We start from the raw sequence: 13,687 nt of genomic DNA, 5'->3' as shown, positions 1-13,687 counted from the left end.
GGATAAAGCTCTGTTCCTTAAACTTCATTTTTCATGTCATCCCTACAAACTGGAATTTCTATTTGCGTTGCCATGTCATTACATAATCTTTTTCTCCGGTAGCCTCATCTAAGCCACTATGCTGAATCTCAAATCCTTCTCTCTTATAAAAAGATATTGCCCGTGCGTTCTTCTGGTATACGTTCAAGTGCAACTTATTCCTTTTATCCTTTGCATAATTCAGCAGAATTTTACCTATACCCTGCGATTGCATTTCATCAGAAACAAAAATGCCCTCAACATATTCATCATTTAACCCTATAAAGCCCTGTATTTCTGTATCATACTCATACACATAAACCTCTGCTAGTAACAACGCTTCTTTTACTGATTTGAAATTGCTTTTCCAGTATTCGGCGGGGATAAAATTATGTGCCTTTATATTTGTATCCAACCATATATCTGCAACTTTATTTATATCATCCCTTTGAAATTCTCTAATCATAACGGTGACTCTCCATAAACTTGAATTTAAATCCAGTGCGCTGACCGATACGGCGCTGTGGAATTGAAATGATGCCGGTGACAAACGAGCACGCAAGAACAGGAAGATCTGATTCCAGTTGAATTCATGCAGGATGACGCCGCCGCAATTCGGACCGATTGCCGGTGCGAAGCAGGTGGTCCTCGTGGACACGCCCACCATGAAGCCGCGCCTTTCGAGCGGCACGTGTTCCAGGATGATGTGCATCGCAAGCGGCAGAGCCATCCCCGTGCCGACGCCCTGCAGGATGCGTCCGGCAAGTCAAGTAAAACACGAACATTATTCATTATCTTTGACAAGGTCACGCCGGAGGGGGTCTTCAGAAAATTTCCTTCTACATCATCGTCGCATTAATGACTGCCGCGATATTTGCGCCTTCGCGCCGGTCGCTTCCGGTCTTCGAGATTGCCCGGACGTAGCGGGGGTCACCGTAATAGGCAAGCTTATAGTGCTTGCCGTCGCCGGTGACGGTGATGCCGAGTTCCTCCAGGTCCTTCTTCGTCGAGCCGGTCATGACGCGGTAGCCGGTGAAGATCCGCTTGACCTCCGCCTGCCGCTTCCTGCGCAGGTTCGCATAGCCGTTGGACTGCAGGATGTCGCCGTAGACGTCGGCGCGGCGCCCTTCGCCACGGGTCCGCTCGAGCCCGTCGCTCACGGCGTCAAGGACCATCTCGCTGATTTCGCCCGGATAAAGGTCGGTCTCCTTTCCGCCGAACAGAACCGGCACCTGACCGCTGCTGCTGAGTCTTGTGCGCAGTCCGTTGACTTCCGCCTCAAGTCTGGTGTTTCTCTGCATCAGTTCCTCTATTCTCAGCTTCAGTTTCTCGTTGTCCGCATCGAACTCGTCGAAGTACTCCCTGATTTCTCCTTCGGCCTTTTCCTTTTCAAGCAGGGCCTTCCTGACTTCCTCCTTCTGCTCACCGATCCGCTCAAGCATCAGCGCATTCGCCACGCCCTGCCACGTGCAAAGCTCCGGCAGCTTCTGCAGCGCCATGTACTTCAGCACTTCCGCCGCAATCCTCTCGTCAGTCTTCCTTCCCGCTGGAATTATCATGTGCGTTCCGTTTGGAAAATACACTCCCGCATCCCCGTTGCGCTCAAGGACGCAGCCGTACTTCTCCGACGTCTTCTTCGAGAACTTCCTGTTTCTGGCCACGATGACGTGCGCATTGCCCTTCAGCCTGCTGCAGAGCATCCTGACGTCAAACGGCAGCTTCTTACCGTCTCTTTTTGAAATATACACCACCGGCAGCCGGTATCTCTGTTCAAATGTGACTGCAGACACAAGAGTTGCGGCATTTTTCCTTGAGGCTTCCAGCTCTGCATTCAACACAGGCAGCCCGTTGTCGTCGGCAAGGTATCCGGAACTTATCAGCATCGAGATGAAGTGCGGCGTCGTGAAGCGCTGGTTGTCAAGCGACGCGCCCTCCGTGTAGCTGCGCTCGAGCTGGACCGAAATCCGGTTTGCCGCAAAGTCCATCACATAGTCCGTGTCCCAGACCGCACCGTTTGCGGCCTTCTTCTCATACCTGACCGCAATGATCCTCTCTTCCTTCAGCTCGGCTATCTCAAGCCACAGGTCATCGTCTCCGTAACGGACGTTCCTCTCCCCGTTCCACTTCAGGTTGCGGATGACATTTTCCGGATAAGGATTCTCCTGATTGCAGCGGATGACGAGCCTGATGAAGTCGTCCTCCGCAATGTCCCTCGTTTCAAGAACTGTTGAATAAAGCAGCATAAAAGCCCCTCCTTTCTGTCTGATTCAATCATATCTCATTTCCGCCAATAAAAAAAGCACCTTGCAGACACGCAAGGCACCCCCGGCGATTCATGACTGAAACTAAAAAACTCTCACTTGGCAGGTCAAGCCTGCCGGCGTTCGAGCAGTCCTGGTGCTCGGGGACTAACCGCTTGGCTTCACACCTTACATAACTGGGTTACACCTTATCCCATATGCTCTCTGAAGAATTCCACCTCGTCCTCATTGCATTGCCTTGCGGTTTCGTCCTTCTGGTTCATCAGGAAGACGTGCGGCTGAGGGTTGTCCTTGTCGCCGTATGACCTGCAGACGTGCTCAACGCCGCGGGCGGTCAGGAAGCCGGCAAGCTTGATGGTCTGGTCGTGGATGAAGTCCTCATTGGCCGTTGAGAGGTAGCAGGGCAGGAAGTCTTCCGTGATGTAGTACTCGGCTGAAATTCTCCTTCTGTCCTTCTCAACAATGTCCTTCGGGAAGTATGCATTCAGCATGCCGGCAATCATGCCGGGGTCCAAGAGGAAGAACGCACCGCTGTTCAGGGCGGCGGCTCTGAATTTCAAGTCAACGGGTTCGTAGCCGAACAGGCTGCGGTATGAAGACATTGTTCCTGTCGAGGCCGTACTCGTCCTCGGAATCACCATCAGCACCACTGCGACCAGCAGCCAGAACACTCCGAAGTTGCCAAAACCCGTGACAAAGCACATGAACCAGTCCAACACCGGATTATGCAGTTTCTGAATCAAGTCAAGAATCTTAAGTTCCAATTTTCCCATCTCTTTCATTACGTTAAAGGAACAATAACAGTCTATCTTAAACTCACGTAACGAAATTCCCGTTTTACGGAATAGAGCATGCTGCTCATTGAGATTCGCAAACACATCAGAAAATCCGGTTCATGCACTTTCTGACAACATATCCGCAGAATATTCCAACCAGGATTCCTCCCAAAACGTCGGTCGGATAATGAACATAAAGATACATCCGTGAAAAGGCAATCAGGACTGCCGGATTTTTGAAAAACAATCAGAACAAGGAAGAAAAAAATGGTGTGAGAGATACAGGAATCTCCCATACATACTGATAATTCCCTAAATTTTTGATCTGCTTTAACTGCCACCAGCACTGTATTTACCATCCGAAGCAGACTATTTAACCCCAAATCCCAACATAGTCAAAAAAACAGCGAAGACCTCATTTTCCAACAATGAAGTCTTCGCCATCTGCCTATTTCTTCTCGTCTAGCAGGACCACACCGGGTTCCGGATCCCTGTCAATTGCGCCGACAACTGGATGCGGAACGTACAATTCCTCAAGATATGCAACCTCCGAGCCGGACAGACTGACGTCAAGGGATTTCACAGCGTCGTCAATGTACCTCTCCTTCGTTGCGCCTATGATTGGAGCGGCAACGCCCTTGGCGCGATGCCAGGCAAGGGCAATCTCGGACATCCTGCAGCCGTGCTTTTCAGCCAGCTCGCTGACCCTCGAGACGATTCCCATGTCCTGCTTTTCCATCCGGTCGTACTTGCCCCTGACGACGTTGTCCGTTCTGCCCCGAAGTGTATTTGACTCCCATGTCGGCCTTGCCAGGTGTCCGCCGGCAAGCGGGCTGTACGGCATGAGCGAAACGCCCATCTGCCTGCAGATCGGTATCAGTTCACGCTCGTCTTCACGGTAGAGCAGATTGTAGTGGTTCTCCATCGCCTGAAACTGCGCGAACCCGTTGTCTCTCGCCACGATCTGCATGTTGTGGAACTGGTATCCGTACATTGCGGAAGCTCCCAGGGCACGCACCTTTCCGGCCTTGACCAGGTCGTTCAAGGCCTCCATCGTCTCCTCGACCGGCGTCTCGTAATCGAAGCGGTGAATTATGTAAAGGTCAAGATAGTCCGTTCCGAGCCTCTTCAGCGTTCCGTCGATTTCGCGCATGATCGCACTTCTCTTAAGTCTTCCCTCGTTGAAGTACACCTTGGACGAAATCACGACCCGGTCCCGTGCCACGTTGTTCCTAAGCGCACGTCCGAGGTACTCCTCGCTTGTTCCCTTCGAGTATCCGTTGGCCGTGTCGAAGAAGTTTATGCCGTTGTCAAGTGCGTGTCTTATGATTTTTTCGCTCTCACTCTCGTCAAGCGTCCAGTCATGCATCGTTCCGGCCTTGCCGAAGCTCATGCAGCCAAGACAAATTCTGGACACTTCAATGTCGGTGTTGCCAAGCTTTGTATATTCCATGTCAATCACTCCCATCTTCATGAATTATACATTCATTGCCCGGTCATGTAAAATACACTTTTCCCACCAAACCTGGTGGAGAATCAACGCTTCGCCCACCAACTCTGGTGGAGAATCAACGCCTCACCCACCAACTCTGGTGGAGAATTAACGCCTCACCCACCAAACCTCGTGGAAAATTCACGCCTCATCCACCAAACCTCGTGGAAAATTCGCACTCCGCCCACCAAACCTGGTGGAAAATTCACGCCTCACCCACCAAACCTGGTGGAAAATTCGCACTCCGCCCACCAAACCTCGTGGAGAATTAACGCCTCGCCCACCAAACCTCGTGGAAAATTCACGCTTCGCCCCACCAACTCTGGTGGAAAGGTGACTCATCATCACCATGCCCGCAACCTGACGGAAAAACATCCCTGCTCATGGCCTGTTGAACGATTTTTCATTGCATCACTTCTCATGGTGACAATCTTCATTTCAAAAGTTTTTGACAAGTGGAACAAATTCCGCTTAAAATGAAAACATCGAACAGAAAGAGGGAATTACATTGATTACAGTCGTTTATGGTTTCCTCATCGGTGTCTTCGTTTCACTGATCGGAGGCGGTGGAGCTTCGCTTTATCTCGGCATCCTGACCAGTCAGCTTCACATCCCCGTCCCGGTCGCAGCCCCGACATCACTGCTGATTGCGCTGCCGGCACTTGGCTTCGGATTTCTGACTCAGATGAAAATTAAAAACGTCCGCTTCAATCTCGGAAACCGGATGATTTTCGCAGCCATTCCGGGCATCATCGGTGGCACCCTGATTGCCCGCTGGATTCCGCTTAACGTCTACAACTGGGTCGTCGGACTGATTTTTTTGGCAATGGGCATCATGATCATGGTCAAGTTCTTCAGACACGGGCAGAAGAAGGATGCGCGTTCAACCAACTCATCCAGGCTCCAGGCTGCAGGATTCGGCCTGCTCAGCGGACTGATGGTCGGAATCGGAGGCCTGAGCGGCGGCGCAACAACAGTCGGCGGACTGACTCTTCTCGGACTTTCATCCCTTGAGGCAACCGGAACAAGCACCTATGTCCTCTTCGCCATGTCAGCCGTGGGCTTCATCAGCCATCTGTTCACCAGCACATTTGCCTGGACGGCGGGCCTCGGGCTGATGGCAGGAGCAATCGCAGGATCAATTGTAACGCCGCTCGTCCTTCACCGCATGGACTATCAGCGCGTCAACACCGTCCTGACCCCGTTTCTCGGAATCCTGATCATCTACTTCGGAATATCAATGATTGCCTGAATAAAGGCAGGGAGCCGGACGCCCCTGCCTTTTTTATGTCCGTGCATGCAAAATGCAGAGCTGCCTCCCTGTGTTGCGGGAAATCATGAATCTTCATCTGTTTCATGACAAGTCTCTTTCTTTGATACATCACATTAATTCTACTCTTCTGGGGTTTCCAGGGCAACTGAGGGCATTGCAGCCTGACGCTTCCGCTGACGTCCTTTTCTTCAAGCGCCAACTTTATTCAAATTTTTTCACCTAAACTGTTGCCATTTATCAAAAACGTGGTATAATTATAAACATGTTAACTCATTGGGCATTCGCCAAACTGGTAAGGCAGTGGACTCTGAATCCATAATTTACAGGTTCGAGACCTGTATGCCCAATAGAATAAAAGCAGGAGACTTGGAAGAGTCTCCTGCTTTTTTGATGTCTGACAAGGGACTGACTTTGGCAGGCATTTTTTCAATTCTGACCGTTTTTTTAAGCCCGGTCTGTAAAATAATGTCCCTTTTCCCGGACAGATCCATTTCATGTATACACAAAGACCCGGACTATCTGCAGTTTAACTGCAGATAATCCGGGTCTTCAATTTGAGACATGTTTTCGAACTTGAAACTGATTTCTCAATTCTTAGTCAGATTTACTGTCTATCTTTCAATCTTGAGCTTGTCAGTTTCAGTCTTCAGATGGCCTGAAATGTCACGCAGATCTGAAACGTGCTGTGTGAATTCGTCCATTGTGGCAAGAACTTCCTCGGAGTTTGCGGAAACTTCCTCGGTACCTGCGGCATTCTCCTGCGTTGATGCGGAGATGCTTTCGAGTCCTTCCAGAACCTTGCCCTGAACTTCCTCAATGCTGTTCGAAGCTTCGGCAACATCGGAAACCTTTACAGCCATCTGCTTGTTGCGGTCAAAGACTTCCTTCGTCGACCCGATGGCATCCTTAATCAGGCCGGACTGCTTCTGTCCGCCTTCAACGGAATTATTCGTCCTGTTGACCATATCCGTTGACTGCTGCTTGATGTTGTCGATAATGCCTTCGATTTCCTTCGTTGAGGAAGCGCTCTGTTCTGCAAGCTTCCTGATTTCAGCAGCAACGACTGAGAAGCCCTTGCCCGCTTCGCCGGCGCTTGCAGCTTCAATTGAGGCATTCAAGGCAAGCAGGTTCGTCTGACGTGAAATTTCGTTGATGACGTTGATGATCTTCGTGATGTCCTGAATGTCATCGTTCATGTTCTGAACGCTCTGTGACAGGGCCTTCATGTCTTCGAGTTCGGCTGACCAGTTGTCACTTACCTTGGTCATCGTATCCATATTGTTCTGATTGATCTTGGCTGATTCCTCAGACTCTGTGTTCATGATCTGAACGCTTTCATGGAGCTTGTCAATGACCTTGGAAAGATCTTCAAGCTTCGTGACGCTTTCCTGCGTTTCCTGAGCCTGCGAACTCGTGACTTCCGCGATGCCGGTGATTGTCTGGGCAACTTCCTCAGTTGCCTTGCCGGTCTGCTTGGAAAGTTCAAGCAGTGAGTCTGACTTCTCGGCAACGCTGTCTGACTGCTTCTTGACGGTTTCAATCAAGCCTCCGACCTGTTCGACCATTTCATTGAAGGCATTGGAAATTCTGCTGAATTCGTTGCCCGACTTGTCAGGAACAACGAGCTTCCTGCCCACCTTTGCGCCAAAGGAAACCTTTTCTCCATCCTTGTCGAATGTCTGCGGAATCTTCTTGAAGTGACCGGAGCCGGCCTCTTCCATGTAGTCCATGAGAACTCCGGCAATTGCCTTGAGTCCCTGAACCGTCATGATTGTGAAGATGCCGATCAGGACGGCCACAATCACGGCAACCGTAACTGCCTTCGTGATCATCGTCATGTGTTCCTTGTTGAGATCGTCCTTTTCAACGGAGGCAAACGCCCAGGACTTGCTTGCAGCTCCGTTGGAACCGGCCGCACCCTTGTTGTAGTAGACATCCGTAACCTCTGATGTGCCCTTCAGATGAATGGTGCCCTTTCTTGCCTTGGCATTCTTGATTGCCTGGAACACCTTGTCGTTCTTGATGTCGTTTCCCCTCTTGTATACACTGCTGTTCCTTGCACCCTGTGAGGCCAGGACAACGCCGGTGTTGGAGACGAGCGTCACGCGGCCTGTGTTGCCGACCTTGAGTTCGCCGAGCGTCTCCTCGATGTTTGAATATGTAACGTCAAGACTTACCACGACAATCTTTCCGTTCTGCCCCTCCATCGCATACGATGCGGTGACGACGTACTTGCCTGTTGCGGCATCCTTGTACGGATCGGTCCAGCAGATCTGGCCCATGTTCGCCACGGCCTGAGTGTACCACGGACGCTCCGTAACCTTGTATCCTGCAGGTTCCCTGACCGTACTTACATACTTGCCGTCAGAATAGCCGACAATCCCCGATGTGACCTCAGCACATGCATCCTTGACACGGCTGAGCTCGGACTTGATGATTCTCTCATCATACCTTCCGCCTGATATCTGTGGATAATTGGCAACCTTCTTCAGGACATAGTCCGTCTGATTGCGCAGCTTCTGCCTTTCCTTCTGGACGACGTTGACGGCACTCAGCTTTGACGAGTCATTGCGAGATATCAGGAGCGACGTTGTCGTGCTGTAGATGGCAATGATCATTGCCACCAGCGGTATCAGCCCGGTGGCAAGAAGAATGAACATTATGTAATATCCGATTGACTTCTGTTTCTTCTTATTCTTCATATAAACAGATCCTTTCTGATTTCTGCTATTAGAAATCGGTTAGTTTCCATGAAGATTAAAGTGAAAGCGCCAAAAATAACATAAAAACAACACAGTGTTGTCTTATAACCGGAAAATACGGAAGCAGCGTGATTTTTTATGTTACAATTATTGCATAATCTACTATTTCAAGAGGTGACTGACCATGAACCAGATTAAAATCGCATTCTTCGACATCGACGGTACCCTGATTGACATGGAGAGGAAGGCTGTTTCCGGAAAAACGCTTGAGGCCTTACACCGCCTGCAGGAAAACGGCACGAAGATCTGCATCGCAACCGGCCGCTCCCCGATTGAAATACCCGAATTTCCAGGAGCGGACTTCGACGTCTTCCTGACGTTCAACGGCTCCTACTGCTTCACCGGATCAAAGACCATCTTCAGCAATCCGATACCAAGAGAAGATGTCAGAAAGCTCATTGAAAATGCAGAGCAGCTGGGCCGCCCGGTCACCCTTGCGACAAAGGACAGGCTCGCATCAAACGGCTCGGACAGAGACCTTGCGGACTATCACGCAGTGTCGGACACCCCCGTCATTGTCGCGGACGACTTTGACGAAGTTGCTTCAGACGAGGACGTCTATCAGATCATGATGGGTGGAAGAAGTGAAGAGTATCCGGCAATCACCAAAAACGTCGAAGGTGCGGAAATAACCGCCTGGTGGGACCGCGCCGTTGACATCATCCCCAAAAACGGCGGCAAGGGACTCGGCGTCAGGAAGGTGCTCGAATTCTACGGCCTGGACGAATCAGAAGCCATCGCATTCGGCGACGGCGACAACGACATCGCGATGTTCAAGGCCGTTGGAAACAGCGTCGCAATGGCAAACGCCTCGAAAAACCTCCGCAGGGTCGCAACGGACAGCTGCAGCCACGTAAAGGACGACGGAATCTACCATTATTGTCTTGAAAACGGACTTATATGAGCACTGATGCAGGAAGACAAATTTCCCAGCCGCGCACATGCTCCTGCTGCCCTGCTCATCCTTACGGGCAAATTGCCGGTTTTTGGGATTTGCACGTAAAATACAGTATTCGCTGAAGAACTATCCCGTATACACAAAGATCCGGATGATTTGCAATTAATGCAAACTTCATCCGGGTCTTTTATTCGAGACATAGTTTCTTTCTCATCATCATTTCTACATTGACAAACATCTGTCATCAGGCTCTCAAACTCGGAGGCATGACGGGAAAAGCAGACTAACGATTTTCAACGAAAACAGTCTATTTAACTTTTTGAACGCAAAATAGAATCTTTTATGTGTGCAATCACCGGTCCGTGGTAAATGGTCCCCACAAATTCCCCGTACTTCCTGAAATTTTCACTAATGACACCTTTTAATCTTCCTTTTGAATTGTCGTTTCTGCCCATCTTTGCTCCTCCTGCTTTCTCTTGGTTATGTATTCATCTTATGTCATCAATGTGACAATAAGTGTCGCATCGAAACTTTTTCATCCTGAAATTTATTCATTCCTGGAAATTGACACTGGATTTACCAAAAACAGTGGGCATATATTCCCGAAAAAAAGGAGCTCCGCCAGCATTTTGACGAAGCCCTGCCCGTTACCTGTCAGTCCTTCAGATTCCTGCGGACACTTTCCAGAAATTTCTCTGCCGTCCGTGACATTTCCTTATATCTCTTCCAGACCAGCGCATAACTTATTCTGAGTTCGGGCTCAAAGGGACAGAAAACCAGGTCGTCTCCCGTCATCCCGGAAACCAGGTCCTCCGTTGTAATGAAGCAGCCAAGACCCTTTCTGACGAATTTGCCCGGCTCACCGTTGACAACATTATAGGTGGCCGCAATGTCCAGGTCTTCAATCTTCTTTCCGCTCCATCTCAGAATCAGACTCTGAAGTCCCTCCCGACGATGGAATACAAGCGGCACCGACGCGATGTCGTCCCTTGAAACAAAACCCCTGCGTGCAATTTCACCGTCCTGTTTCACCAAAAGCCCCCACCGCGAGGACTCGTTCAGGGAAAGATACTCATACTTCATGACGTCAACCGGTTCAAGAAAAACAGCAAAGTCAATGCTGCCGTGGTCAAGACGCTCCGTGACGTCAATTGCATCTCCGCTGTAGAACTGAAAGTCAACGCCCGGATACTCCCTGCGCATCTCAGAGCAGGCTTCAAGAATCCTTTCGGTCGGGTTCCCGCCGAATGACACCGATCCGCTCACTTCCTCCCTTGCGCTGAGATCTCTGACCGTCCTGTCAACCATTTCCACGATTTCCTCGGCGCGCCTGCGCAGAAGACGGCCGTCATCAGTCAGAAAAATCCTTCTCTTTCCCCTTATGAAAAGCTTTTTTCCAAGCTGTCCTTCAAGTTCCATCATCTGCTTTGAAAGCGAAGGCTGCGAGATATGCAGTGCTTCCGCCGCACGCGTGATGTTTCCCTCATGTGCGACGGCCAGAAAATAGCGCAGCAACCTTATTTCCATCCAGATCACTTCCTTTCAGTCAATATCATTCCCAAAAGCTATGATAGCATATTCTCAATAAGTATTTGTTATAAAATCCGCAAAAACATATACTTGATACAGACACATCAGAAAGGGGATTTCTCTCAATGGAACTCAAAGTAGACATGCTGCACGGCCCGATCTGGAGCAGACTGCCCATGTTTGCACTGCCCGTTGCAATGACTTCTGTTCTTGAGCAGATGTACAACGCCGCTGACGTGGCCGTTGCCGGCAACTTCACGGGATCGATGAAAACGGCTGCCGTTGCGGCCATCGGAGCAAACAGTTCCGTCATCGCCCTGATCATCAATCTCTTCGTCGGAATCGCACTTGGCGCAAACGTCGTCATCGCCAATTCCATCGGCAGAAAGGATTTCAAAACGGTGAAGTCGGCCGTTCACACCTCGCTTGTCTTCGCATTTCTTGCCGGAATCCTCGTGACCATCATCGGTGAACTGGCGGCAGAACCAATGCTTTCGTCGTTCAACATTCCAGACGACGTCATGCCTCTTGCGCTGACATACCTGAGAATATATCTGCTCGGGATGCCCGTCATCTTGATGTACAACTTCGAGTCGGCAATCTTCAGAAGCGTGGGGGATGCACACATTCCCCTAATCGCCCTCGGAATATCAAGTGTCCTGAACATAATCCTCGACCTTCTTGCAGCAGCCGTCCTGCACCTGGGAGTGGCCGGCGTGGCATTCACCACTGTATTTTCCAACTTCGTCAGCTGTCTTGTCCTGCTTGGCATCCTCAGGACAACGAGGCAGCCGGTGAGAATCGATTCTGTCAAAATCCGCATCGACACGAAGGTTCTGGGACGCATCCTGAAAATCGGCGTTCCCGCCGGGGTCCAGAGCGCAGTATTCGCACTGTCGAACATCGTCATCCAGACTGCCATCAACAGCCTGGGTACGGTCGTCATCGCCGCATCGAGTGCGGCATACAACATCGAGGTCTTCGCCTATGACGTGCTCAACTCGTTCAGCCAGGCCTGCACGACGTTTGTCGGGCAGAATGCAGGAGCGGGAAAGCTGAAGCGGTGCAAAAAGGTGCTTGCACTGTGTCTGATAGAGGATGCAGTCGCATCGGCAGCCGCCATCTTCTTCGTGCTTTTCTTCGGCAGACACCTGCTTACAATCTTCACAGCTGATCCGAAAGTCATCAAAATCGGCTACACCAGACTCATCATGGTCTTTTCGGCCTATACATTCAGCATGCTTTATGAAGTGATGAGCGGATACCTGAGGGGATTCGGAATCTCTCTCATTCCGGCGGTCATGACCATCATCGGCGTGTGCGGAATCCGCATCACCTGGATCCTGTTCATCTTCCCGCAAAACAGGACATTCAGGACCATCATGTCAGCCTACCCGGCAAGTCTCGCAACAACCGCCCTGCTGATTCTGATTCTGCTCATCCACTACAGGCCGTCAAGACGATTTACAATTCTGGAAAACAACTCAAAGGAGGAACTGAAATGAAAAACATGGAAATCACATTGAACAACGGAGTCAAGATGCCGCCAATCGGCTATGGCGTCTTCAGGATGACTGACCCGGACGAATGCGAACAGGCCGTCGTCAACGCCATTCAGTCCGGCTATCGTCTGATTGACACGGCCGCAGCCTATGGCAACGAAGAAGCCGTGGGACGGGCCATCAGAAGATGCGGGGTCAAAAGAGAAGACCTCTTCGTGACAACCAAGCTCTGGATTACGGACACAAGCTACGAGGGGGCAAAAAGAGGCTTTGAGCGCTCAATGAAGAAACTCGGCCTTGACTATCTTGACCTCTATCTCATCCACCAGCCGTACAATGACCTCTACGGTGCCTGGCGCGCACTTGAGGAACTTCATCTTGCAGGAAGGATCAGGGCCATCGGCGTTGACAACTTCACCTCGGACAGGCTTTCTGACTTCATCTTCTGGAACAAGGTCAAGCCCGCAGTCAACATGGTAGAATGCAACCCGTTCTTCCAGCGTGAACCGGAACGTGCATACATGGAGCAGCATGACATCCTGATGCAGGCATGGTCACCTCTTGCCGCCGGTCAGACGGGGCTTTTTGAAAACGAGACACTTCTTTCAATTGCAGACAGCCATCACAAGTCAGCAGCCCAGGTTGCACTGCGCTGGCTGACACAGCGCGGCATCGTCCCTGTCGTCAAGTCTGCCAATCTGCAGAGAATGAAGCAGAACCTTGACATCTTCGACTTCACGCTGACGGATGACGAAATGTCCATGATTTCAAAGCTTGACACCGGACACACATGCTTTGCACCAAGAAACGACGGACCTTCCATGGATGAGTTCCTGAAGAAGTCACTGCTTTACAAGCTGTAGAAAAAATCCGTCTCAAATTCAAGACACGTATGATTCACAATTGTCCTCGCGGGTCATGCGTGTCTTTGTTTTGGCCTGACATCTGTCAGACACTCAGGCTCAGAGGTGCCTTTGCAGATGCAGGTCATTTCACCCACCAATTCTGGTGGAAAATTCACGCCTCATCCACCAAACTTGGTGGAAAATCCACGCCTCACCCACCAAACTTGGTGGAAAATCCAGCGCCTCACCCACCAAACCTCGTGGAAAATTCACGCCTCACCCACCAAACATCGTGGAAATTCCAGCGCTTCGTCCACCAAACTTGGTGGA

General features: G+C 50.5%; 12 protein-coding genes, 1 tRNA gene and 1 pseudogene. 6 read left to right on the top strand and 8 right to left on the bottom strand.

What is annotated here, in order from left to right:
- Nucleotides 1–58 precede the first annotated feature (58 nt).
- The 5 genes and pseudogenes from V7Z60_RS10270 to V7Z60_RS05975 all read right to left on the bottom strand — a co-directional run bounded on the left by V7Z60_RS10270 (nt 59) and on the right by V7Z60_RS05975 (nt 4,508).
- On the bottom strand, nt 59–748 hold the full coding sequence (locus V7Z60_RS10270) for a GNAT family N-acetyltransferase (protein ID WP_442918901.1): 690 nt from the start codon (nt 746–748) through the stop codon (nt 59–61).
- A gap of 109 nt (nt 749–857) precedes the next feature.
- Nucleotides 858–2,261, bottom strand: a complete 1,404-nt coding sequence (locus tag V7Z60_RS05990) for a hypothetical protein (protein WP_334116940.1) — start codon at nt 2,259–2,261, stop codon at nt 858–860.
- Nucleotides 2,262–2,467: 206 nt separating this feature from the next.
- Nucleotides 2,468–3,043 carry an alpha/beta hydrolase gene (locus V7Z60_RS05985; RefSeq protein ID WP_334116939.1) on the bottom strand — a complete coding sequence of 192 codons (576 nt, stop codon included), beginning with the start codon at nt 3,041–3,043 and terminating at the stop codon, nt 2,468–2,470.
- 115 nt (nt 3,044–3,158) lie between these two features.
- A pseudogene (locus V7Z60_RS05980) lies at nt 3,159–3,284 on the bottom strand (phosphatase PAP2 family protein); the annotation flags it as partial.
- Nucleotides 3,285–3,503: 219 nt separating this feature from the next.
- Nucleotides 3,504–4,508, bottom strand: a complete 1,005-nt coding sequence (locus V7Z60_RS05975; RefSeq protein WP_334116937.1) for an aldo/keto reductase — start codon at nt 4,506–4,508, stop codon at nt 3,504–3,506.
- A 547-nt stretch (nt 4,509–5,055) separates the two neighbouring features.
- Here V7Z60_RS05975 and V7Z60_RS05970 point away from each other — a divergent pair.
- Both V7Z60_RS05970 and V7Z60_RS05965 read left to right on the top strand, forming a co-directional pair.
- The gene (locus V7Z60_RS05970; RefSeq protein ID WP_334116936.1) at nt 5,056–5,799 is read left to right on the top strand and encodes a sulfite exporter TauE/SafE family protein; all 744 of its coding nucleotides are present in this window, start codon (nt 5,056–5,058) and stop codon (nt 5,797–5,799) included.
- Between the two features lie 295 nt (nt 5,800–6,094).
- Nucleotides 6,095–6,167 (top strand) — tRNA-Gln (locus V7Z60_RS05965).
- Nucleotides 6,168–6,431: 264 nt separating this feature from the next.
- Here the strand turns inward: V7Z60_RS05965 and V7Z60_RS05960 are convergent.
- On the bottom strand, nt 6,432–8,522 hold the full coding sequence (locus V7Z60_RS05960; protein WP_334116935.1) for a methyl-accepting chemotaxis protein: 2,091 nt from the start codon (nt 8,520–8,522) through the stop codon (nt 6,432–6,434).
- A gap of 184 nt (nt 8,523–8,706) precedes the next feature.
- On the opposite strand from V7Z60_RS05960, the gene V7Z60_RS05955 reads away from it, so the two are divergent.
- Nucleotides 8,707–9,486: a Cof-type HAD-IIB family hydrolase gene (locus V7Z60_RS05955; RefSeq protein ID WP_334116934.1), complete on the top strand. Its 780-nt coding sequence runs from the start codon at nt 8,707–8,709 to the stop codon at nt 9,484–9,486.
- Nucleotides 9,487–9,791: 305 nt separating this feature from the next.
- Here V7Z60_RS05955 and V7Z60_RS05950 read toward each other — a convergent pair whose 3' ends face one another.
- Together V7Z60_RS05950 and V7Z60_RS05945 are read right to left on the bottom strand one after the other, a co-directional pair.
- Nucleotides 9,792–9,935 (bottom strand): hypothetical protein, encoded by a 144-nt coding sequence (locus V7Z60_RS05950; protein WP_334116933.1) that lies wholly within the window; start codon nt 9,933–9,935, stop codon nt 9,792–9,794.
- A gap of 199 nt (nt 9,936–10,134) precedes the next feature.
- Nucleotides 10,135–11,007, bottom strand: a complete 873-nt coding sequence (locus tag V7Z60_RS05945; RefSeq protein ID WP_334116932.1) for a LysR family transcriptional regulator — start codon at nt 11,005–11,007, stop codon at nt 10,135–10,137.
- Between the two features lie 128 nt (nt 11,008–11,135).
- On the opposite strand from V7Z60_RS05945, the gene V7Z60_RS05940 reads away from it, so the two are divergent.
- The 3 genes from V7Z60_RS05940 to V7Z60_RS05930 all read left to right on the top strand — a co-directional run.
- Nucleotides 11,136–12,515: an MATE family efflux transporter gene (locus V7Z60_RS05940; RefSeq protein WP_334116931.1), complete on the top strand. Its 1,380-nt coding sequence runs from the start codon at nt 11,136–11,138 to the stop codon at nt 12,513–12,515.
- Nucleotides 12,512–13,375: an aldo/keto reductase gene (locus V7Z60_RS05935; protein WP_334116930.1), complete on the top strand. Its 864-nt coding sequence runs from the start codon at nt 12,512–12,514 to the stop codon at nt 13,373–13,375. The genes V7Z60_RS05940 and V7Z60_RS05935 overlap by 4 nt, the downstream gene beginning before the upstream one ends.
- 117 nt (nt 13,376–13,492) lie before the next feature.
- Nucleotides 13,493–13,687, top strand: a 195-nt coding sequence (locus V7Z60_RS05930; RefSeq protein ID WP_334116929.1) for a hypothetical protein, incomplete at its 3' end; no start/stop codon positions are given.

It is taken from the genome of Ligilactobacillus sp., assembly GCF_036846325.1.
In the GTDB taxonomy this organism is placed as follows: Bacteria; Bacillota; Bacilli; order Lactobacillales; family Lactobacillaceae; genus Ligilactobacillus.
The sequence above is the reverse complement of the archived record's forward strand: the minus strand, read 5'-3'. Positions and strand labels throughout refer to the sequence as shown.

Coding starts and splice junctions, on each gene's coding strand:
- V7Z60_RS05975 (WP_334116937.1), bottom strand. CDS start 4,508: ATGGAATATACAAAGCTTGGCAACACCGACATTGAAGTGTCCAGAATT.
- V7Z60_RS10270 (WP_442918901.1), bottom strand. CDS start 748: ATGGCTCTGCCGCTTGCGATGCACATCATCCTGGAACACGTGCCGCTC.
- V7Z60_RS05955 (WP_334116934.1), top strand. CDS start 8,707: ATGAACCAGATTAAAATCGCATTCTTCGACATCGACGGTACCCTGATT.
- V7Z60_RS05960 (WP_334116935.1), bottom strand. CDS start 8,522: ATGAAGAATAAGAAGAAACAGAAGTCAATCGGATATTACATAATGTTC.
- V7Z60_RS05940 (WP_334116931.1), top strand. CDS start 11,136: ATGGAACTCAAAGTAGACATGCTGCACGGCCCGATCTGGAGCAGACTG.
- V7Z60_RS05935 (WP_334116930.1), top strand. CDS start 12,512: ATGAAAAACATGGAAATCACATTGAACAACGGAGTCAAGATGCCGCCA.
- V7Z60_RS05950 (WP_334116933.1), bottom strand. CDS start 9,935: ATGGGCAGAAACGACAATTCAAAAGGAAGATTAAAAGGTGTCATTAGT.
- V7Z60_RS05945 (WP_334116932.1), bottom strand. CDS start 11,007: ATGGAAATAAGGTTGCTGCGCTATTTTCTGGCCGTCGCACATGAGGGA.
- V7Z60_RS05990 (WP_334116940.1), bottom strand. CDS start 2,261: ATGCTGCTTTATTCAACAGTTCTTGAAACGAGGGACATTGCGGAGGAC.